The following is a 19402-nucleotide window of genomic DNA, read 5'->3' as shown; positions in this document are numbered from 1 at the left end:
GCAGGTCCGAGGTCAGGACCGGAAGGCGTGCGGTGCGAGCAGGCCCAGGTCGCGAGCGCGGGCGACGGTCTCGGCCCGGCGGTGGGTGGCGAGCTTGGCGTACAGGTTGCGCAGGTGCGTCTTGACGGTGTTGACCGAGACATGCAGTTCGCTCGCGATTTCCGGCGCGGTCAGGTTGGTCGGCAGATAGCGCAGCACGCGCAGTTCGCTGTCGCTCAGCGGCTCGAGCGGCGCCGGGCTCCCTCCCGGCCGCGGCGCGGGCTCGTGCCCGGTGCGCAGGCCGCGGATCTCGCTGATCAGAGCCGCGTGCGTGGTGCCGCGCCGGGCATGGCGCTCCAGGAGGGCGGGAACCGGATGCAGCACGAACGCCGAGAGCGCCGTGTCGGGCTCGGCGAGGTCGAGCGCTCGCTCCAGTGCGCGGCCGGCGGCTTCCGGGTCGCCGAGAGCGTCCCGGGCCGCCGCCTCCAGCGTGCAGGCCAGGGTCAGGAAGGCCCGGGCCGGGTGCACGCGGGCAGAGCCGTCCAGGACCGGGGCGAGCGCGACGGTCGCCCCGTGGGGGTCGGCCTGGGCGAGCCGGAGTTCGGCGGTGGCGATGCGCACCTCCCCGTGCTCTCGCTCGCGTTCTTCCAGGTCGGCCAGGGTCTCCTCGGCGCGTTGGGGTTCGCCGAGACGCACCAGGGCGAGCAGCAGCAACGTCCGCGCCCGCGGAGCCAGCAGGTGCGGCGCGGCCAGTAGCCCCGCCAGCCGTTCGGCGTCCCGCAATGCGATCAGCGCGTCGCCGTCCCGACCTCGCACCAGCTCCACGAACCCGCGGGCATAACGGACCCCCAGCCCGGCCGCGGGGTCGGCCTCCGCGCTGACGATGTGTTCGGCGCGCTGCACCCAGGGCTCCGCCTCCCCGGGCCTTCCCTGCCAAGCGAGCACCGCACCGAGGATCATGCAGGCGGTACCTGCCGCCGACTCGTCCGACCAGCCGTGCCGGTCGGCAAGCTCGATCGCCTGCCTGCTGAACTCGGCCGCCCGCGCCAACGACTGTGAAGCTTCGATGGCCGCTTGGTGGGCCAGCCCCGTGAACTCGAGGTACGGCCGGCCGATCCGGCGCGCCAGCGCGATCCCCTCCGCCAGGTACTCCGCCTGGTCGTGGTGGCCGGTCCAGCCCTGGGCGTAGCCGAGGCTGATCAGCGCCAGCGCGCGCAAGTCCTCACCCAGGTAAGGCTGCGCCGCCCCCGAAGCCTCGGCCATGGCCTGCAGCCGCTGTGCCGCCTCGGCCTCGGCCGGCGGGTTCCCGCGCTGGCGGGCGGCCAGCAGGCCGACGACCCCGGACAGGAGCTCCAGCCGGCCGCGCTGGGGGTCCGGTACCGTCTCCACGCCCCGCTCGGCCAGGCGCAGCAACCGCTCGGCCGCATCCAGCGACCCCCGGGCCAGCTCGTCACCTGCCGCCACCGCCGCCAGCCCGGCATCCATCGTGAGCAGACCGGCCGGGAACCCGGCGAGCAGCTGGTGCACGACGCCGGCCCGCCCGTCCAGGTAGAAGCCGGACCAGTGCTCGGCCAGCAGCCGGGCGGCCAGGGACCAGTCGCGCGCCGCCTGGGCGTGCCGGACCGCCTCCGCCGGGTATCCGTGCCCGGCAAGCCAGCCGGCGGCGGCCCGGTGCAGCTCGGGGACCTCGCCCGGCGCGGCGCGCCGCAACTCCAGCTGCAACAGCCCGGCGAACATCTGGTGGTAGCGGAACTCCGTACGGGCGGCGTCCAGTGCCACGACGAACACGTTCGCCCGTTCCAGGTCCTGCAGCACCCGCTCGCCGCCCTCGCCCCCGGCCAGCAGGTCGGCCAGCTCCCCGTTGACCCGCTCCAGGATGGAAGTCCGCAGCAGCAGCCACCGCACCGGGTCGGGCTGCCGGTCCAGCACCTCGGCCATCAGGTACTCCGCCACCGTCCGCTCGGTGCCGGAGAACTCCGCGGCGAACCGCGCCGGATCGGGGTGCCCGGCCGCCGCCAACGCGGCCAGCCGCAGCCCCGCCGCCCACCCCTCGGTCCGCTCGTGCAGCACCGCCACCGCCGGCTCGGGCAGCTCGACCCCGGCCGTGGCGAGCAGTTCCGCCGTCTCGGTCCGGCCGAACCGAAGATCACCCGCTCGGAGCTCGGCCAGGTCCCCCTCCAGCCGCAGCCGGTGCAGTCCCAGCCGCACGTCATGCCGCGCGGCGAGCACGAACCGCAGGCTCCGCGGGGCGCGCATGATCAGCAGCTCCAGTTGCCGCAGCGAGTCCGGCCCCAGCTCGTGCACGTCATCGACGACCAGCCACACCCGCTCGGCCAGCGGCACCAGGTCCGTCAGCAGCCGCTCCGTGATCGCCCACCCGTCCAGGTCCGGCGCTGCCGTCAGCGCCCGCACCAGCGCCGCCCCCGGGCTGGTCCGGCGAAGCGCGTCGAGCACTGCCAGCCAGAATCCCGGCGGTTCCCGCTCATCCCGCCCCGCTGCCACCCACGCAGCGCACTCCGCCAGGCCCGCCTGGCTGATCCAGGAACGCAGCAACACGGTCTTGCCGCTGCCAGGTGGCGCCGACACCATCGTCACCCGGGCCGGCCCGCTCAGCCGGCCCCACAGCTCCGGCCGGGCCACCACTCCGCCCGCACCGAGCCGGGTCACCGGCCCGGCATCCGCTCCCTCGCCGGTTCCCACACCCGGAATCATCCCACTGCGCTTCGCCGCGTGCCGGGCCCGATCAATCACACGAATCAGGTGACACCCGCTCACCCGGCTGGTCCCTAGCGTTCGACCGTAGGCAACCGCGAGGAGACACGACAATGAAGGCAGTGCAGTACAACCGGTACGGCGGCGTCGACGTCCTGCAGGTGGCGGACGTCCCGTCCCCGGCACCCGGCCCCGGCCAGGCGCTGGTGCGAGTCGAGGCGGCAGGCCTCAACCCCGGCGAGGCGCACACCCGGGCAGGCCACATGCAGGCGGTGTATTCCGTGACGTTCCCGACGGGGCAGGGCCACGACCTGGCCGGGACCGTGGTGTCGGTCGGCGAAGGCGTCACCGAAGTGGCCGCCGGCGACGACGTGATCGGCTGGGTGGATCCGCTGTCGAGCCAGGCGGAGTACGTGGTCACGGAGGCGGACCACCTGGTCCCGAAGCCCGCCGGCGTGCCGTGGGACGTCGCCGGCGCGCTCGCGTCCGCGGGGTTCACCGCTTGGGCGGCCGTCCGTGCCGTGGAGCCGGCCGCCGGGGACACGGTGGTCGTGGCGGGGGCGGCCGGCGGGGTCGGCTCGATCGCGGTCCAGCTCGCCGTGCGGGCCGGGGCGACGGTGATCGGCCTGGCCGGCGCGGACAACCACAAGTGGCTGAGCGCACACGGCGTGACCCCGGTGACCTACGGACCGGGCGTGGCCGACCGGATCCGGGCCGCGGCGGCGTACGGCCGGGTCGACGCGTTCATCGACACCCAGGGCGCGGACTACGTCGAGATCGCGCTCGACGACCTGGGCGTCGCACCCGGACGGTTCGACACGATCGTCCGGTTCGACGCGGTTCAGACGCACGGCGTCAAGTTCGAGGGGTACGAGGCCGGTGTCAGCGCCGGCGCCGCGGTGCTCGCGGAACTGGCCGACCTGATCGCCGCCGGCGACCTGGAGATCCCGATCGCCGCGACCTACCCGCTGGCCGAGGTCCGCACGGCCTTCGACCACCTCGAGGGCGGCCACGTCCGGGGCAAGATCGTCCTGCTCCCGTGACGGCCCGCAGCACTCCCGATTCCGCAGTCAGCACAAAACACGAAGGAAGCACCATGCAGGTCGACAGCGGTGGCATCAAGCTGAACGTCGAGCTCCACGGGCCGGAAGAAGGGAAACCGGTCTTGCTGTTGCACGGTTTCCCGGACACCGGCCGCGTGTGGTCCCGGCAGATCGCGCCACTCACCGAGGCCGGCTTCCGGCTGATCATCCCCGACCAGCGCGGCTACGGCCGGTCGGACAAGCCGAGCGACATCGAGGCGTACAAGATCGCCGCTCTCGCCGCCGACCCGGTTGCCATCCTCGACCGGCTGGGTCTGGAGAAGGCGGCCGTCGTCGGGCACGACTGGGGTGCGAACGTGGCGTGGAGCATGGCCACGTTCGCCCCGCAGCGGCTCGACCGGCTGGCGGTGCTTTCGGTCGGCCACCCGTCGGTGCGCCGTCCCGGCAACATCCTGGAGCGGCAGCGGACCTGGTACATGCTGCTCTTCCAGTTCGAGGAGATCGCCGAGCGCTGGCTGTCCGGCAACGAATGGACGAACTTCCGGAACCTGTTCCGGCACCCCGACGCCGACGCCGTGATCGCCGAGCTGCAAGCCAGTGGGTCCCTGACCCCGGCCATCAACTGGTACCGGGCCAACGTCCACCCCAGGGTCCTCGTCGAGCCGCCGCCCGAATTGCCCAAGATCACCGTGCCCACGATGGGGATGTGGGGTTCGGCCGACTTCAACGCGGGCGACGAACGAATGGCCGGGTCCCACGAGTTCGTCGCCGCTCCCTGGCGCTACGAACGGCTCGACGGACCAGGCCACTGGCTGCAGTGGGAAGCCCCCGACGAGGTCAACCGGCTTCTCCTGGACTTCCTCACCTCCTGAACGCGGCCTTCAGCGCCGCGTCGAGGTGTGGGTTCGCGTAGACGTAGCCGGAAACCTTGGCGAGGAACGACTCCCCACCGTGATCACGGGGGCCCAGTACGCAGTGGACGGCTGGGTCTCCGGTGGGCTTTTCCAGCGCGGCTACGACGACTGGCGCGGTATCAGCACGACGGTCAACCGCTGCCTGCCGCCGCGCTGTACCGCCGCACCCCCGACGCCCCGGCCCGGTGATCAGACCGCTCCGCCGGCGGGGCTTCCGTGGCCGCGGGCCGGTGCGGCCGCGCCCGGCAGGATTTCGACCTGGCCCCACGAGCCGGGCAGGTGGCCCGTGCTCAGGGCCTCGTCTCGTAGCGGGTCAGCACCACGCCGCCGGGAAACGTCCGCGTCTCCACGAGGTTCAAGTGCACCCAGCCGTCCAGTGCGGTGAAGAACGGCGTGCCGCCGCCCACCAGGACCGGATGGGTGACGATCGCGTACTCGTCGATCAGCCCGGCCCGCATGGCAGCCCCGGCGAGCGTCGCGCCGACGATGTCCATCGGGCCGCCGTCTTCGGCCTTGAGCCGGGCGATCTCGGTGACCGCGTCGCCGGTGACCAGGCGGGTGTTCCAGTCGACCTCGTCGATCGTCGAGGAGAACACCACCTTCGGCATGTCCCGCCAGCGGCGGGCGAACTCGATCTCCGCCGGCGTGGCGCCGGGCTGCTGGTCGGCGGTCGGCCAGTGGGAGCTCATCGCCTCCCACAGCTTGCGCCCGTACAGCGCCAGGCCCGTCGCGGCCACCCGGTCGGACCACCACCCGAACAACTCGTCGCCCGGCGAAGAGTCCGGTCCCTCACCTCCGCTCCAGCCGAGGTCGTCGCCGGGCGCGGCGATGTAGCCGTCCAGGGTCACATTCATGCCAAAGGTCAGTTTCCGCATGGCGTCAGCCTCCCGTGAGCCGATCTCACCCGTACAGACGGGCGGGGCGCGAAAAACTGATCGGCGGGAGGGGGTCATGGTGCCTGGTGGCCGCACCTCCGGCCAGGCGCGTCAGTCGCTGAGCAGCAGCTGGTCGGCCATGAGGTGTCCCCATGCGCCGGTCGCCTGGTCGATCACCCGCACCTGCGCGCTCTGCCCCTGCAGGGCGCTGACGTCCCAGTCGATCGGTTTGAGGACGCCGGTGTCGTCGCCGGTGGCCGTGCGCACGACCTGGCCGTTCACGAGCAGGGTGATCGAAGTCTGGCCGGGTGAGCCGGGCGGGTGGTTGCCGCCGGCGAGGAGGAAGTGCAAGTGGTTGCGGTCGAGGGTGAACGGGGGCGAGGTGATCGTGCCGGTGGCCGGGTCGCCGCCGCCGGCGAAGGTGTCCAGGACCGCGTTGCCGACCATGCCGGGCAGGTACTCGAACGACGGGCCGGTGCCGGTGAAGCTGCCGGTGGTGGTCCAGCCGGGGTCGTAGGAGCTGCCCTCGAAGCCGGAGACCACGTGTGCCGGGCGCTGGGACAGGTCGGGGAACTCGGTGATGGTCGTGTTGGCGAAGGTGGCGCTGCCGCCGGTGGCGTAGAGGTTGAGGCCGGTGTCGGCGGGGTCGGCGAACACCTCGCTGGAGTGCACGTACCGGCCGTCGTCGACGAACACCTCGATCGTCGTCCGGTCGACCAGGATCCGCAGGTGTGCGCTGGTCTTCGCCGGGTTCCACGGCGCGTGGCTCTCGCCCCGCGCCCCGGTGGTGTCGGGTTCCCCGGTCTGGCGGCGGTTGAGGTAGCTGTAGTCGTGGTAGATCCCGGCGTCCGCGTGCCGGGTCCCGTCGGCCGACGCCCGCAGTTGCAGGCCGATGTTGTCCAGCTGCGTCCAACTGACGTCGGTGTCGAGCTGGTAGGCCGTTCCGTGGTAGGCCAGCGGCACCAGGCCGTCGTCGACCTGGATGGTGCCGAGGTTGGTCACCGAGGTGGCATGGGTTGCCAGCGCCGGTGTCGGCTGCGAGGCCAGGGCGTAGCCGTCCGGGTAGTGCTTCAGGGTGATCTGGCGGACGATCGAGTCGGTGCCGTTGAAGCCGTCGGCGGGCCAGGTCGGGGTGGTGTCCGCGTAGGCCCAGTTGTTCATCCAGGCCATGCCGAACCGCCGGTCCGCCGGCGCGGCCGGGTCCTCCCAGGTGACTCCGGCGTACCAGTCGAAGCCGTGGTCGAGCCACTGCGGCGGCGCCGCGTCCGCGGTGAACGCCGCGCCGTCGAAGGCCCCCGTCCAGTAGGCGTAGGTGCCCGGGGTGCCACCGGCGCTGACGCCCAGCACCCAGTGCGTGGTGCCGTCGTCGGCGCGGATCGGGTACAGGTCCGGGCATTCGAGGATGCCGTAGGTGCTGACGAAGTCCGACTGCCACGTCCAGGTCTTCAGGTCCGGTGAGGTGAAGAACCCGATCCGGTCGCCTTCGGTGATCGCCGCGACCCACCGGCCGCGCGCGGTGTCCCAGCTCACCTTGGGGTCCCGGAAGTCGTGGCGGCCGCCGTTCGGGATCACCGGTGTGTCGCCGTACGGCCGGAACGTCCGGCCGCCGTCGATCGAGTACCACAGGAACTGCGCCTGCGGCCCGGAAGCGTTGACCGGGTGGTCCATCTGCGTGACCAGCTGGACCACCGCGCCGGCGCCGAAGCCGGCCGTGTTCGCGGTGTCGACGACCGCGGAACCGGACCACAGGTCGTGGTTCGCGTTGGTCTTCTTCGGCGCGGCGATGCCCTGGTCGGCGAAGGCGACGCCGTCGGTGGTGGTCGCCAGCCGCCAGGCGGTGCCGACTTCGTTCGGGTAATCGGCGTTGTAGAGGTAGTAGTAGTTGAACTTGCCGTTGACGTACACCGGCCGCTGGGGGTCGTTCTTCCAGTGGTCGGGCACCGTGAAGTGGTACTGCGCGCGGTAAGTGGGCGCCGCCGATGCGGGGCTGGCGTCGGACAGGCCCACCACCGCCGTCGCCGCCACGAGGGCGGCGGCGGACAGCAGGCGAAGGCCGCTCGTCGTTGAGCGCATGGAACCTCCAGGAATTCAGGAATCGAGAACGCTGAGACGTTTGCCGTCCCACGCCACCGGCATGGGATCGCTGATGGTGCCGACGAAGCCGGACTCGCCGCGGTGGTGGAACGCGAGCAGCACCCAGCGGTCGTCGGCCCGGCGGCGGATGAGGCGGCCGCTGTAGAAGCGGTCGTCGGTGACGAGTTCGGCGGCCGCGATGTCGAACGGCCCGAGCAGGCCGCCGGCCGGGGCGGCCCAGATCCCGCCGGTGGTGCCGGTGGCCCGGCGGTCGCCCGAAGCGTGTTCGGCCAGGCAGGAGAACAGCAGCACCGGGCGGCCGTCCACCACCTCGGCCTGCAGCACTTCCAGCTGCCCGAACCCGCGGGGCCCGGGCGCGGTCAGCGGCGGGCGCGGCTGCCAGTGCCGCAGGTCCGCGGAGACGGCGTGGCCGACGACGCCGCGTTCGAACGGCTCGCCGACAGGGGCACGCGCGGTGATGAGCATGTGCCAGCCGTCCCCGTCGGGATCGGCGAACACCCACGGGTCGCGGAACGCCTCGTCGTGCCAGCCGTCGTCCAGGGTCTCGTACCAGCGAGGATCCGCGGCCAGGACCGGGTTCCCCGGACCCCGTTGCCACGTCAGGAGGTCGGGCGAAGTGGCATAGCCGATCCGCTGGACGTTCTTGCCACCGGGAGCGCGGGTGGCGCCGGTGTAGAACAGGAACCACGTGCCGTCCGGGTGCCGCACGACCGAACCGGTCCAGGTCGCCAGGTCGTCGAACGCCGGGGCGTCCGCGCGGACCAGCGCGTCCTCGATCCGCGTCCAGTGCACCAGATCGGCCGAGACGGCGTGGCCGATCGAGGCGCGGTAGTGGCGGGCTTCGGGGTCGTGCAGGGCGCGGGAGGCGTAGAGGAAGAACAGGTGGTAGCGGTCGCCGTCGTCGGCGAACCAGAAGTCCCAGACCCAGGAGTCGGGCAGCGAAAACATGGGAGCCTTTCGAAGAGGGTCATTCCTTGACGCCGCTGGCCGCGACGCTGCTGACGAACGCGCGCTGGAAGGCGAGGAACACCACGAGCACCGGGAGGGTGATCATCGACGTGTAGGCCATCACCTCGCCCCAGGCGGTGTTGTCCTGGAAGAAGTACTGCATGCCGACCATGACCGGCCGCAGCTTCTCGTCCTGGACAACCATGCTCGGCCACAGGTACTGGTTCCAGGCCGGCAGGAACGTCAGGATCGCGACGGTGGCGAACGCCGGCCCCGACAGCGGCACGGCGATCCTGCGGTAGATGGTGAACCAGCCCGCGCCGTCGATCCGGGCCGCCTCGTCGAGCGCGGTGGGGATGGTCGAGAAGTACTGGGTGAACAGGAAGATCGAGAAACCGTTGGCGATGAACGGGATGATCTGCACCTGGTAGGTGTCCAGCCAGCCGAAGTCGTACACGATCTGTCCATTTTGGAACAGCAGGGTCGGCAGCTGCGAGACCCAGTAGACCATCGGCACCGCGATGGTCTCGAACGGCACGATCAGCGTGGCGATGATGACGCTGAGCACGACCCCGCGGCCGGTCCAGCGCAGCCGGGAGATCGCGAACCCGGCCATCGAGTTCACCACCAGCCCGGCGGCCACGATCGCCACCGTGACGAGGACCGAGTTGAGCAGGAACCGCCCGACCGGCACCCGGTCGAACACCGCGGAGTAGTTGTCGAAGCTGATGTCGCCCAGCGGCAGGAACGCCCGCCAGCCGCCGACGTCGGACAGGATCTGGCCGTCGGGTTTCAGGCTGGAGACGGACATGAACACCAGCGGGAACAGGAAGAAGACCGCGAGTCCGGACAGGACCAGGTAGGTCCAGACCCGCCGGCGGCGGCGCAGCAGGCGCTCGTCGACATGTCCTTTGTGGATGGTCATGGGCGTCAGTCCTTGTCCCGGGTCAGGAAGCGCTGGACCAGCGCGACGATGAGCACCAGCACGAAGAACACCAGTGACAAGGCCGAGCCGTAGCCGATCTGCTGCTGGTGGTAGCCCATCCGGACCGCGTGGTAGACCAGCGTCGAGGTGGCGTCCACCGGGCCGCCCTGGGTCATCACGTCGATCTGCACGAACAGCCCGAGCGCGGCGATGGTGATGGTGATCAGCACGAACACCCGGGTCGGGCGCAGGCACGGCCAGGTCACGTGGCGGAACTGCTGCCAGGTGCCCGCGCCGTCGATCCGCGCCGCCTCGTAGAGCTCCTGCGGGATGGTCTGCAGGCCGGACAGCCAGATCAGCATGTGGAAGCCGACCGCCTGCCAGATCGACAGCACGATGATCGCGGTCAGCGCGGTACCCGGGTCGTTCAGCCACGCGGTGCCCTGCCAGGCGCCGAAGGTGATGGAGTCGATGAAGGAGTTGATCAGCCCGTCGGGCTGGTACATGAACTTCCACAGGATCGACACCACGACGATCGAGGTCACGACCGGGATGAAGAAGATGACGCGGAACGCGACCGCGCCGCGGATCTTCCGGTTCACCAGGATGGCCAGCAACAACCCGAACCCGGCCTGCACCGGCACGACGACCGCGGCGAAGCAGACCGTGTTCACCAGCGAGCGGAGGAACGTGGGATCGGCGGTGAAGGCGCGGACGAAGTTGTCGAGACCGGTGAAGGTGGTCGGCTCGGGCGAGACGAGCCGGGCGTTGGTGAACGACAGGACGAACCCGAGGATCACCGGGACGATCAGGAACGCCACCAGCAACAGCACGGCGGGGGCGGCCATGGCCCAGCCGGCCCGGCGCGCGGAACGCCGTTCGTGGTGGACCTTCGGCCGGGAGACGGGTTTCGGGACCGCGCTCGCGGCGCGGGTGTCCGGCGGGGAGATCGCCGTCATGGAGGAACCTCTCGGTATGTGCTCTACCGCGGCCCTCGTGAGTGGTAATTAGGGTTAGAACCCGAATTACCACTCACGACCGGCCGCGCGTGCACTAGAAGCCGTAGCCGTTCTGGGACTTGATGTCGGTGTCGATCGCCTGCGCGGCCGTGTCGAGTGCCGGCTTCACGTCGGCGCCGCTCATGATGTCCTTGGCCGCCTTCTCGAAGGTCGAGGAGATCACCGGGTAGCCGGGGGTGGCCGGCCGGGCGAGGGCGAACTTCTGCGACAGCACGGCGAACGGGTGCAGCGGAGCGGTGTCACCGAAGTACTTCGACGCCGCCGCGGCGGCGGTGGTGCTCGGGATGACCACCTGGCTGTCGGCGAAGGCGGTGAGGTACTTGTCCTGGAAGCTGAACTTCAGGTACGCGCGGGCGCCGTCGGCGTTCTTGCAGCCGGCGGAAATGCCCCACTGCCAGGAACCGCCGCCGATCTTCGGGCCCTTGCCGAAGTCCACCGGCGGCAGGATCAGCAGGTCGTTGCCGATGCTCTCGAGCGCGTCCTTGGCGTTCCACACACCGGTGTAGCTGAGGGCGACCTTGTTGTCGATGAAACGCTGGTTGCCGACCGGGCCCGCGTTGTCCGCCCAGCCGTTCTTGAAGGCCTGCTGGAACCAGGTGAAGAACTTCACCGCGTCCGGGCCGTTCAGGACGCCGTCGGCGGACTTCATGGTGGCGCGGTCGATCAGGTCACCGCCGGTGCTCTGCAACATCGGCGAGTACGCGTACGACCACCACTCCCCCTTGTCGGCGGCCCCCAGGTCCAGCGGCGTGGCATAGCCGTTGGCCTTCAGCGTGGTGACGGCCGCGTCGAACTCCTCCAGCGTCCACGGCTTCTCGACGGTCGGGATCCTGATCCGGTTCTTGTCCAGCACCGACTTCCGCGCGAAGATCGACAGCGCGGCGTCCCAGTAGCCCGCCGAATAGACGGTGTCCTTGTAACGGCCGACGGTCGTGGGCAGCAGCGTCTTGATCAGGTCGTCCGGCAGGCCCAGCGGCTGCAGGTAGCCGGCCCAGGCCCAGTTCGGCATCACCGGGCCGTCCATGTCCAGCAGGCAGGGCAGTTTGCGCGACGCGGCAGCCGCGGTGATCGCGTCGTTGTAGGACCCCTGCGGAAAGTTCTGCTCGACGATCTTGTACTGGGTCTGGGACGCGTTGAAGTCGGCAATGATCCGCTGGTAGACCGCGAGCTCGCCGGGGTTGCCCGCCGAGTGCGTCCACATGGTGATCTCACCGGGTCCGCCGGACGCCGAGGCATCCTGGCTCGCGCGGGCACAGCCGCCCAGTGCGAGTACCGCGGTCAGTCCTGCCGCTACCATGATGGGGAGGGATTTGCGTTTCACCGTGGAATCTCTTTCTCTGTTGCGGAGCGCGACCTCACCGTCGCCTCCGTGCCGGATGGCAGCGCCAACTGCCATGTGGAATGCAGTGAGAAGGGCGGTCCGCCGTCAGCCGCCGAGCGCGGCCGGCGGCGGGCCCACCGAAGCCCGGCGGATGACCGGGCACGGCATGAGGTACGGCGCCGCCGGGTCCGCCTGCCGCAGCCCGAGCGCGACCTCCATCGCCCACCGGCCCATTTCGTAGTGCGGCAGCGCGATCGTCGTCAACGGCGGATCGAGCTCGGCCGCGACCAGCTGCTGGTCGTCGTAGCCGACGACGGACAGGTCAGCGGGCACCGAAAGACCCCGGTGGTGCGCGGCCGCGTAGGCGCCCATCGCCATGCGGTCGTTGAAGCAGAACATCGCGGTGGGCCGGCGCCCGGCCGGCAGGTCCAGCAGCCGCCGGGCCGCTTCCCGCCCCCCGCCGGCCACCGGTTCGGCGCGGGCGTGCAACGCGGGATCCGGCTCGATCCCGGCCTCCGCCAGGACTTCGAGATACCCCTCGTACCGCAGCGGCGACGCGACGAGCTCGAACCGCTCCTCCGCGTCCAGGAAGGCGATCCGGCGGTGCCCGGCGGCCACCAGTTCCCGCACGGCGGCCATCCCGCCCGCCCGTTCGTCCGGGACGACCGCGGCCCGGCCTCCCGTGGCCGGCGCGCAGTCGAGCAGGACGGCGTCCCCGGGCAGGCCGTCCGGCACCTCGACGACGCGGTGCCACATGCTCGCGTAGATCATGGCGTCGACCTGCTGGCCGCTCAGCGCGTTGAGCGCCTGCCGCTCGGCGTCGGCATCCCCCTCGGTGTCGACCAGGACGACGAGGTTTCCCTGCGCACGGGCCACGTCGTTGGCCCCGGCCAGCATCCGCCCGGCGAACGGCGTGCTGGCGATCGTGTCCGAGATCAGGCCGACCATGCGGGTCTGCTGCGTCCGCAGGCTCCGCGCCACCGAGTTCAGCTCGTAGCCGACCTCCTCGGCCGCCTCGCGCACCCGCCGCTGGGTCTGCGGAGACACGCGCGCCGCGTCCCGCCCGCTGAGCACCATCGACACGGTCGCCGTGGACACCCCGGCACGGGCAGCCACGTCGGACATCCGGACTCGGGCCATCGCGGCGCCCCCTTCCTGCCTTCGGGCCGTTAATCGATTAACGGGAGGTTACGGGAGTATGCAACCCCGCCACTCACCCGTCAAGACCCGTGGCGACGCCGTTGCGCGCGAGGACAGACCCCGCGCGCAACGGGCATCCGTTCAGGGGCGCGGCACCGCCTTGCGGACGCGCAGGACGCAGGCGTCCAGGGCCAGCGGGCGGATGTCGGTCAGCTCGAAACCGGCGTCGGCCAGCAGCGCGCGGTAGTGCGATGCGGTGCGCTCGCGGCCACCGACGTTGCAGAGCATGTGGATGTCCCAGGGCACCGCCAGCGACGCGGTCTCGTCGCTCTCGGGCAGCAGCCGTTCGACGATCAGCAGTTCCGCCCCGGCCGGCATGCCGGCCGCGCAGGTCGTGAGGATCGCGTGGCAGCGCGCGTCGTCCCAGTCGTGCAGGAACCGGGACAGCAGGTAGACGTCGCCGCCGCCGGGCACGGCTTCGGTGAAGTCGCCGGCGACCGACGTGCAGCGCGTCGCGTACCGGGCCAGCGCCGGTCCGGCGACGGCCAGCGCCTCGGGGCGGTCCATGAGGATGCCGACGGCCGACGGGCAGGCGTCGAGGACGCGGGACAGCAACGCGCCGCTGCCGCCGGCCACGTCGACGACGACCCGGGCTCCCGAAAGGTCGACGGCGTGGGTGAGTTCGGCGAACATCGCGTCGCTGGCCGCCATGGACCGGTGGAACAGATCCGCCAGCGCGGGCTCCGCGGCCAGGTGGGTGAAGTGGTGCGCGCCGAAGACCTTCGCGTAGGACTCCGCGCCGGTGCGGACGGCTTCGGTGAGCATGGCGAAAGACTCGTAGAACGGGCCGCCGTACATCTGGGCGAGCGCGCTCATCGACCCGTCGACGTCCGAACGGAGCAGCACGCCGAGCTCGGTGAGGACGTACCCCGCGGCCGTCGCGCGGACGACGCCGAGGGTGCCCAGGTAACGCAGGAGCCGGGCCAGGCTGTCCCGGTCGGTGCCGGTCGCCGCGGCGAGGGTGGTGAGGTTCGTGGTCGTGGTGAGGTGGTCGGGCAGGCGCAGTTCGACGGCCGTGGCCACCGCCTGCGTGGCCCAAGCGCCGGTCAGCAGCCCGAGCAGTTCGGTGCCGGGCTCGGACTCTCGCCGGTGCGCGGCGAGCAGCCGCGGGAACTCGCCGGTGCAGAGCAGTTCCAGCCGCCGGCAGGCGGGCGCGGGGTGGTGCGCGTCGCGGAAGTAGAGCACCGTGGTGTCTTCGTGGCCGTTGTAGCCGCCCCCGTCCGGGCGCAGCTGCCCGGCGATGGCCGCGCGCAGTCCGGTGAGGACGATCGGATCGGCCTGGGGCACCGCGAGCGCGAAGTGGCTTTCGTGGCCGTGGCGGCGTTCGTCGGCGGAGATGTGGGCCAGTTCCGGCGAAGTGAGCAGGACGAAGATCTCCAGTGAGCACATGCTCCCGGCCCGGTCGGCCAGCGGGGCACGCAGGATGCCGACCGTCAGGTCGTGCGCGGGCACACCGTAGCGGCGGCTCAGCCGTTCCCGTACGACGACACTGGGCCGCATCGGCCCGGTTTCGAGGCCGTGGCGGGCCAGTTCCTCACCGAGTCCGTCGAGGGTCTCCGGGAAGATCAGCAGTGCGACGTGGGAAAAGGGGGCGTGCGCCGCCAAGGCCGCACGTTCGGCGGCCGGCAGCGACGGCAAGGCCGCCGCGAGCACCGAATCGGTGCCACTGGCGAGGACGAGGCTTTTCGCCGCAGCAAGGCGGTCGAGGTCCTCCGGCGCGAGCGCGGGGGCGATCGTCGCGGTCATGGGCACTCCTGTTGCTCAGATGCCGACGTAGTTCTCGGCGAAGAAATCCTGGTGGGCGCGGGATTCGCGCAGGTTGTCGAGCCGGGCCCGGCGTAGCGCGGACCCGAACCGCGGCCCCTGGCCGGCGTCGGCCGTGTCGTGGAGCAGGCCGATCATCCAGTGGGAGAACTCCTGCGCCCGCCAGATGCGGGGCAGGCAGGTGCGCGAGTACGCGGCGAGGGCGCGCTCGTCGTCGCGCAGGAGGGCGTCGGTGAGCGCCCTCGCCAGCACTTCGGCGGCCATGATCGCGAGGTTGGCGCCTTTGGCCGCCGACGGGCTGATCAGGCTGGCGGCGTCCCCGACGAGGAAGAGCCGGCCGTGCTGCACCGGGTCGACGACGTCCGAGCGCAGCCGCACGATCCGGCGTTCGGTGACCGGCCCTTGCCGCAGCGGGCCGAACGCGCCGGTGCGCATGCGGACGGCCAGCTCGGCCCAGATCCGTTCGTCGGTCCAGGCCGCGGCCTCGTCGCCGGGCGGCACCTGCAGGTAGTACCGGGTGACCGCCGGGCCGCGGGCCATCTGGCCGGCGAACCCGTTGCGGTGCAAGGCATAGGTGACCGCCGGCATGCTCTGCGGTGCATCGGCGAGCACGGCCAGCCACGAGATCCCGTGGTCGCGGACGTAGTGGTCCGGCGCCGGAACGGCCCGGCGGGTGACGCCGTAGCCGCCGTCGCAGCCCGCCAGGAACCGGGCGGCCACTTCGCCGGTGTTCCCCCGCTCGTCGCGGAAGCGCGCGGTCGCGGTTTCGGCGTCGACATCCGTGACCGTCACCCCGAAGCGCAGTCCGCCACCGCGGGCGAGGTATTCGGCGATGAGGTCGGTGACGAGCAACTGCTGCGGGTAGACGGTGTGCGGCTCACCGCGGCCGAGCCGGTCGTACCGCAGTTCGAACTCGCCTGCCTCGTCGCGGAACGCGCAGGTGCCGTGCGTGCTGCCGTGGCGCAGCAGGCCGGCGCCGAGGCCGTGCTCGGTCAGCACCCGGGCGCTGTTCGCGCCGAGGAATCCCGCCCGCGCCCGGGCTTGCACGTGCTCACGACCGCCGCGTTCCAGGATGAGCGTGTCGATCCCGGCCGCGCGCAGCAAGTTCCCCAGCACCAGTCCTGCGGGTCCCGCGCCGACGATGAGCACCGATGTCCGATCGGCCATTTCTTCCGGGCCCGTTCCCTTCTCCTGCACAACGGGCCGCCCACACCGGGCGGCCCGGGCGAGACCTAATCAGGTCGGCCGTCACCGGTTCCGTGTGTCGGGGGTCGTGGCGCGCGGAATCACCCATACGGGATCGTCGTGCGACAGGCAAGGCGGTGGCCGGAATCGAACTGTCACAGTTTCCGAGCGGAACTTCCCGTCGGTTGATCGCGGCGGGGAGACAGCCGGGTCCGGCGCGGACCCACCCGGCGTCACGAAATTCCCGAAAACGCAAATCCACCAGAAGGCACATCATTGTTCTGCAGGCAAATCGATCCGGAGGCATAACGCCCGTTCGACCGCAACATTCCGAACAACAATCTCCGAGCTTGACAGTGCTGTTGCGCGTGTTTATGGTCGTCCGGGTTCCCGCCGATCGATATTCGAAGGTGTACATGACCACGCCTCCAACACTGTCGAAGTTCCGGCAGCAGTTGATTCTTGCCGTTCTCATGGTGTGTTCGCTGCTGATTTGGCTGGACAACACCGTCCTCAGCATCACCCTGGAAACCCTCGCCGACCCGGTCCGCGGACTGGGGGCCGGCCCGGCCCAGCTGCAGTGGGCCACCGGCGCCTACACCCTGGTCTTCGCGACCCTGATGTTCACCGCCGGCGCACTGGGCGACAGCTTCGGGCACCGGACCGTGCTCGCCGTCGGCCTGGTGGTCTTCGGCGCTGCCTCGATCTGGGCGGCCTACGCAGGCGATGCGGGCCAGCTGATCGCCGCCCGGGCCGCGATGGGCGTCGGCGCCGCGCTGATCATGCCCGCCAACTTCGCCATCCTGCTGTGGACCTTCACCGGCCCCGGGCGGGCGACCGCGATCGCCATTTCCTCGACATCCACCGGCGTCGGCATGGCCGCGGGACCGGTGCTCGCGGGACTCCTGCTCAGCCATTTCTGGTGGGGTTCGGTCTTTCTCGTCAACGTCCCGGTCGTCGTGGTGGCACTGGCCGGGATCATCCTGCTGGTCCCCAATTTCCGCAGCCCCACCGTGCGGCCGCTGGACCCGGCCGGAATAGTGCTCTCGATCAGCGGGCTCGCGGCGTTGACCTACGGCCTGATTCGCGCGGGACAGGTGGACGACTGGAGCCGTACCGACGTCTGGGCACCGATCGCGGCCGGACTTGTCCTGCTCGCCGTTTTCGTGCTCGTCGAATTGAAGGCCACCGCACCGAGTTTCGATCCCCGGCTGCTGGCACAGCGGATGTTCGGTGGCGGCAACGCGTCCATGGCGCTGTTGCTCTTCTCGGTGGCCGCCGTCACCTTCTACAACGCGTTCTACCTGCAGGGCGCCTTGGGCTACTCACCGATGAAGGCCGGTTTGGCCAACATCCCGACCGCGGTCGGCGCGGTCGTCGGGGCACCCCTGGGCGCACGGCTGGTCCGCCGGTGGTCGCTGCGCCCGGTCGCCGTGCCGGCGCTCCTGGTGGGGGCGCTCAGCATGGGCGCGGTCGGGTTCCTCGATCTGCACACCCCGCTCCTCTGGATCGAGCTCCTGTTGCTGGTGCAGGGCCTGTCCGTCGGCATGGTGCTGGCCCCGGTGACCGGAGCACTGATCAGCAGCCTGCCGCTGGAACGGTCCGGAGCCGGCTCGGCCGTCACCAACACGGCACGCCAGGCCGGCAGCGTGATCGGGATCGCGGTGGGCGGCACGATCATGTCGATCGGCTACCGAAGCGCGATCGAACCCTCGCTGGGCGACGTCCCGGCGGCGCTGCAGGACAAGGTCCGGGTTTCCGCGGAACAGGCCCGGCACGTCGCCGCCGCGCTCGACCGGCCCGCTCTCGCGCGGGCCGCCGATGACGCGTTCGTCCACTCCATGCACGTCGGCGCGGTCTGGATCATGCTCATCGCCCTCGTCGCCACCGCGATCCTGGTGTTCGCCTTGCGTCCGGCCGGAAAACTCCCCGGGCCGGCGCCGGAGCCCGACGACGATCGGGACCGGAGCCACTCCGGGGCCGGGAAGCAAGCCACGCACGTGGGCGCGGACCCGGACAGCCACTGACACCAGGGGAATCAGGCAACGCTTCCCGTTGCCCTGCTCGACCTCCGCCAGGTCTTCCGCGTACCGGAAACTCAGTCTCTGGTCTGAGAAAAGCCGTCGGAAATACCCGTTTTTCGCCTGAGGACAACGTGTGACACGACCCCGTAACCTCATTCTCGGCCAGGGCGAAACGGGAGGTCAGACCATGAACGACGACCGGAAATCCGCAGTACCGGCGACGCACCGGCGCAGGGGCAGGTTCGGCGCACTGCCGAAAATCGACGTCGTCGGTCTCACCATCGATCTCGCGGTGGCCACGGCGTTTCTCCTCGTCCTCGCCAAGACGACCGGCGGGCCACGGGACGCAGCTCAGCCAACGTCTTGAATGAGTCATTCAGGACCTCCGAAGTCCTGAATGACTCATTCAAAACACACCGCGGGCCCTCCCCGGGGGTGAACGGAACCCGCCGGGGAGGGCGGGGCACCAGGCGATCAGGTGAGGACGAGCGCCACCTCGTCCGACCCGAGGATTCCCCGGCGGAGGTTCTGCACCCGCTCGGACGGCTCGAGGCCCAGCTCGCGGATCAGCGCGTGGCGCAGGCGCTCGAAGACTTCCAGTGCTTCCACCCGGCGGTCCATGCGGTGCAGCGAGAACATCAGGTACTCGTGGAAGCGTTCATGGTACGGGTGTTGGTGCACGAGCATCGACAACTCGCTGACCAGCTCCCGATGCCGGCCCAGGCGCAGCTCGCTTTCGATGCGGAGCTCCCGGGCGGCCACCCGGCGCTGCTCCAGCCGGGTGATCTCCGACCTGAGCGGCAGCCCGTGGTCGATGTCCGGCAGCACCGGGCCGGTCCACAGCTTTTCGGCCCGCCGCAGCAACTCCACGGCCTTGACGTCGTCACCGTCGGCCGCGGCGCGCTCGCCCGCGCCGGCCAGCCCCAGGTATTCGTGGAGGTCGAACGAGCAGTCCGCGAGCTGGAACCGGTATCCCTCGCTGCGCGTCACCAGCACCTCGGTGCGCACGTGGGCGGGCGGCAGGTCCAGTTCGCGGGCGAGCCGCCGGCGCAGGTTGAGGATGTAGGTCTGCAGCGCGGTGCGCGCCCGCCGGGGCGGCTCGGCCGGCCACAGCTCGTCGATCAGCTGGTGCACCGGGACGACGCGCGCGTAGTTGAACAGCAGCAGGGCGATCACCTCACGCTCCTTGGGCGCGCTGGGCGCGGCTTCGGTGCGCGGTTGCCCGCGGATGGACAAGTTGCCCAGTATCGTGATCGTGGTGGTGCGGTCCCCCATGTTTTCTCCTTTACCGGAAATGTTCTCCGAACTCCGTGCGGAATTGTTACCGACAGTGACACCGGCCGATTTTTCGGACACATTCGGAGCAACTCCCGGAAACAACCCCAGGGCTCGTATTGTA

At 70.7% G+C, this 19402-nt stretch carries 15 protein-coding genes; 4 read left to right on the top strand and 11 right to left on the bottom strand.

Going from position 1 to position 19402, the window contains the following annotated elements:
• Nucleotides 1-12: 12 nt before the first annotated feature.
• A complete protein-coding gene (locus tag ACLJQF_RS16135; RefSeq protein WP_410609477.1) occupies nucleotides 13-2679 on the bottom strand; it encodes a LuxR C-terminal-related transcriptional regulator in 2667 nt (888 codons plus the stop codon).
• Nucleotides 2680-2804: 125 nt separating this feature from the next.
• Here ACLJQF_RS16135 and ACLJQF_RS16130 point away from each other — a divergent pair, with 125 nt between their 5' ends.
• Both ACLJQF_RS16130 and ACLJQF_RS16125 read left to right on the top strand, forming a co-directional pair.
• Nucleotides 2805-3734, top strand: coding sequence for an NADP-dependent oxidoreductase (locus ACLJQF_RS16130; RefSeq protein ID WP_410609476.1), 930 nt, complete (start codon nucleotides 2805-2807; stop codon nucleotides 3732-3734).
• Nucleotides 3735-3787: 53 nt separating this feature from the next.
• Entirely contained in the window at nucleotides 3788-4606 is an 819-nt protein-coding gene (locus tag ACLJQF_RS16125) for an alpha/beta fold hydrolase (protein WP_410609474.1), read from the top strand.
• A 332-nt stretch (nucleotides 4607-4938) separates the two neighbouring features.
• Here the strand turns inward: ACLJQF_RS16125 and ACLJQF_RS16120 are convergent, their stop codons facing one another.
• The 9 genes from ACLJQF_RS16120 to ACLJQF_RS16080 form a co-directional block, all read right to left on the bottom strand.
• Nucleotides 4939-5523, bottom strand: a complete 585-nt coding sequence (locus tag ACLJQF_RS16120) for a dihydrofolate reductase family protein (RefSeq protein WP_410609473.1) — start codon at nucleotides 5521-5523, stop codon at nucleotides 4939-4941.
• A gap of 111 nt (nucleotides 5524-5634) precedes the next feature.
• A complete protein-coding gene (locus tag ACLJQF_RS16115) occupies nucleotides 5635-7596 on the bottom strand; it encodes a glycoside hydrolase family 32 protein (RefSeq protein ID WP_410609471.1) in 1962 nt (653 codons plus the stop codon).
• Nucleotides 7597-7611: 15 nt separating this feature from the next.
• Entirely contained in the window at nucleotides 7612-8565 is a 954-nt protein-coding gene (locus ACLJQF_RS16110; protein ID WP_410609470.1) for a glycosyl hydrolase family 32, read from the bottom strand.
• Nucleotides 8566-8584: 19 nt separating this feature from the next.
• A complete protein-coding gene (locus ACLJQF_RS16105) occupies nucleotides 8585-9490 on the bottom strand; it encodes a carbohydrate ABC transporter permease (protein ID WP_410609469.1) in 906 nt (301 codons plus the stop codon).
• Between the two features lie 5 nt (nucleotides 9491-9495).
• Nucleotides 9496-10449 (bottom strand): carbohydrate ABC transporter permease, encoded by a 954-nt coding sequence (locus tag ACLJQF_RS16100; protein ID WP_410609467.1) that lies wholly within the window; start codon nucleotides 10447-10449, stop codon nucleotides 9496-9498.
• Nucleotides 10450-10543: 94 nt separating this feature from the next.
• Nucleotides 10544-11806 (bottom strand): extracellular solute-binding protein, encoded by a 1263-nt coding sequence (locus ACLJQF_RS16095; RefSeq protein ID WP_410609465.1) that lies wholly within the window; start codon nucleotides 11804-11806, stop codon nucleotides 10544-10546.
• A gap of 129 nt (nucleotides 11807-11935) precedes the next feature.
• Nucleotides 11936-12955, bottom strand: coding sequence for a LacI family DNA-binding transcriptional regulator (locus tag ACLJQF_RS16090; protein ID WP_410609463.1), 1020 nt, complete (start codon nucleotides 12953-12955; stop codon nucleotides 11936-11938).
• Nucleotides 12956-13111: 156 nt separating this feature from the next.
• Nucleotides 13112-14776, bottom strand: coding sequence for a methyltransferase (locus ACLJQF_RS16085; protein WP_410609462.1), 1665 nt, complete (start codon nucleotides 14774-14776; stop codon nucleotides 13112-13114).
• Between the two features lie 15 nt (nucleotides 14777-14791).
• Nucleotides 14792-15961 (bottom strand): 4-hydroxybenzoate 3-monooxygenase, encoded by a 1170-nt coding sequence (locus ACLJQF_RS16080; protein WP_410609461.1) that lies wholly within the window; start codon nucleotides 15959-15961, stop codon nucleotides 14792-14794.
• 434 nt (nucleotides 15962-16395) lie between these two features.
• On the opposite strand from ACLJQF_RS16080, the gene ACLJQF_RS16075 reads away from it, so the two are divergent.
• Both ACLJQF_RS16075 and ACLJQF_RS16070 read left to right on the top strand, forming a co-directional pair.
• Complete coding sequence (locus ACLJQF_RS16075) at nucleotides 16396-18006, top strand: MFS transporter (RefSeq protein ID WP_410609459.1); 1611 nt, start codon at nucleotides 16396-16398, stop codon at nucleotides 18004-18006.
• Nucleotides 18007-18190: 184 nt separating this feature from the next.
• Nucleotides 18191-18370 (top strand): hypothetical protein, encoded by a 180-nt coding sequence (locus ACLJQF_RS16070; RefSeq protein ID WP_410609458.1) that lies wholly within the window; start codon nucleotides 18191-18193, stop codon nucleotides 18368-18370.
• Nucleotides 18371-18477: 107 nt separating this feature from the next.
• On the opposite strand, the gene ACLJQF_RS16065 is transcribed toward ACLJQF_RS16070, so the two are convergent.
• Complete coding sequence (locus ACLJQF_RS16065; RefSeq protein WP_410609457.1) at nucleotides 18478-19278, bottom strand: AfsR/SARP family transcriptional regulator; 801 nt, start codon at nucleotides 19276-19278, stop codon at nucleotides 18478-18480.
• Between the last annotated feature and the right edge of the window lie 124 nt (nucleotides 19279-19402).

This window comes from Amycolatopsis sp. lyj-109, assembly GCF_046548995.1.
Taxonomy (GTDB): Bacteria; Actinomycetota; Actinomycetes; order Mycobacteriales; family Pseudonocardiaceae; genus Amycolatopsis.
Note: the sequence above shows the minus strand (reverse complement) of the source record. Positions and strands in the feature narration are given on the sequence as shown.

Bases quoted from the DNA above. Each gene is read 5' to 3' on its own strand.
- ACLJQF_RS16130 (WP_410609476.1), top strand. From the start codon at position 2,805: ATGAAGGCAGTGCAGTACAACCGGTACGGCGGCGTCGACGTCCTGCAG.
- ACLJQF_RS16125 (WP_410609474.1), top strand. From the start codon at position 3,788: ATGCAGGTCGACAGCGGTGGCATCAAGCTGAACGTCGAGCTCCACGGG.
- ACLJQF_RS16120 (WP_410609473.1), bottom strand. From the start codon at position 5,523: ATGCGGAAACTGACCTTTGGCATGAATGTGACCCTGGACGGCTACATC.
- ACLJQF_RS16115 (WP_410609471.1), bottom strand. From the start codon at position 7,596: ATGCGCTCAACGACGAGCGGCCTTCGCCTGCTGTCCGCCGCCGCCCTC.
- ACLJQF_RS16110 (WP_410609470.1), bottom strand. From the start codon at position 8,565: ATGTTTTCGCTGCCCGACTCCTGGGTCTGGGACTTCTGGTTCGCCGAC.
- ACLJQF_RS16105 (WP_410609469.1), bottom strand. From the start codon at position 9,490: ATGACCATCCACAAAGGACATGTCGACGAGCGCCTGCTGCGCCGCCGC.
- ACLJQF_RS16100 (WP_410609467.1), bottom strand. From the start codon at position 10,449: ATGACGGCGATCTCCCCGCCGGACACCCGCGCCGCGAGCGCGGTCCCG.
- ACLJQF_RS16095 (WP_410609465.1), bottom strand. From the start codon at position 11,806: ATGGTAGCGGCAGGACTGACCGCGGTACTCGCACTGGGCGGCTGTGCC.
- ACLJQF_RS16090 (WP_410609463.1), bottom strand. From the start codon at position 12,955: ATGTCCGACGTGGCTGCCCGTGCCGGGGTGTCCACGGCGACCGTGTCG.
- ACLJQF_RS16085 (WP_410609462.1), bottom strand. From the start codon at position 14,776: ATGACCGCGACGATCGCCCCCGCGCTCGCGCCGGAGGACCTCGACCGC.
- ACLJQF_RS16080 (WP_410609461.1), bottom strand. From the start codon at position 15,961: ATGGCCGATCGGACATCGGTGCTCATCGTCGGCGCGGGACCCGCAGGA.
- ACLJQF_RS16075 (WP_410609459.1), top strand. From the start codon at position 16,396: ATGACCACGCCTCCAACACTGTCGAAGTTCCGGCAGCAGTTGATTCTT.
- ACLJQF_RS16070 (WP_410609458.1), top strand. From the start codon at position 18,191: ATGAACGACGACCGGAAATCCGCAGTACCGGCGACGCACCGGCGCAGG.
- ACLJQF_RS16065 (WP_410609457.1), bottom strand. From the start codon at position 19,278: ATGGGGGACCGCACCACCACGATCACGATACTGGGCAACTTGTCCATC.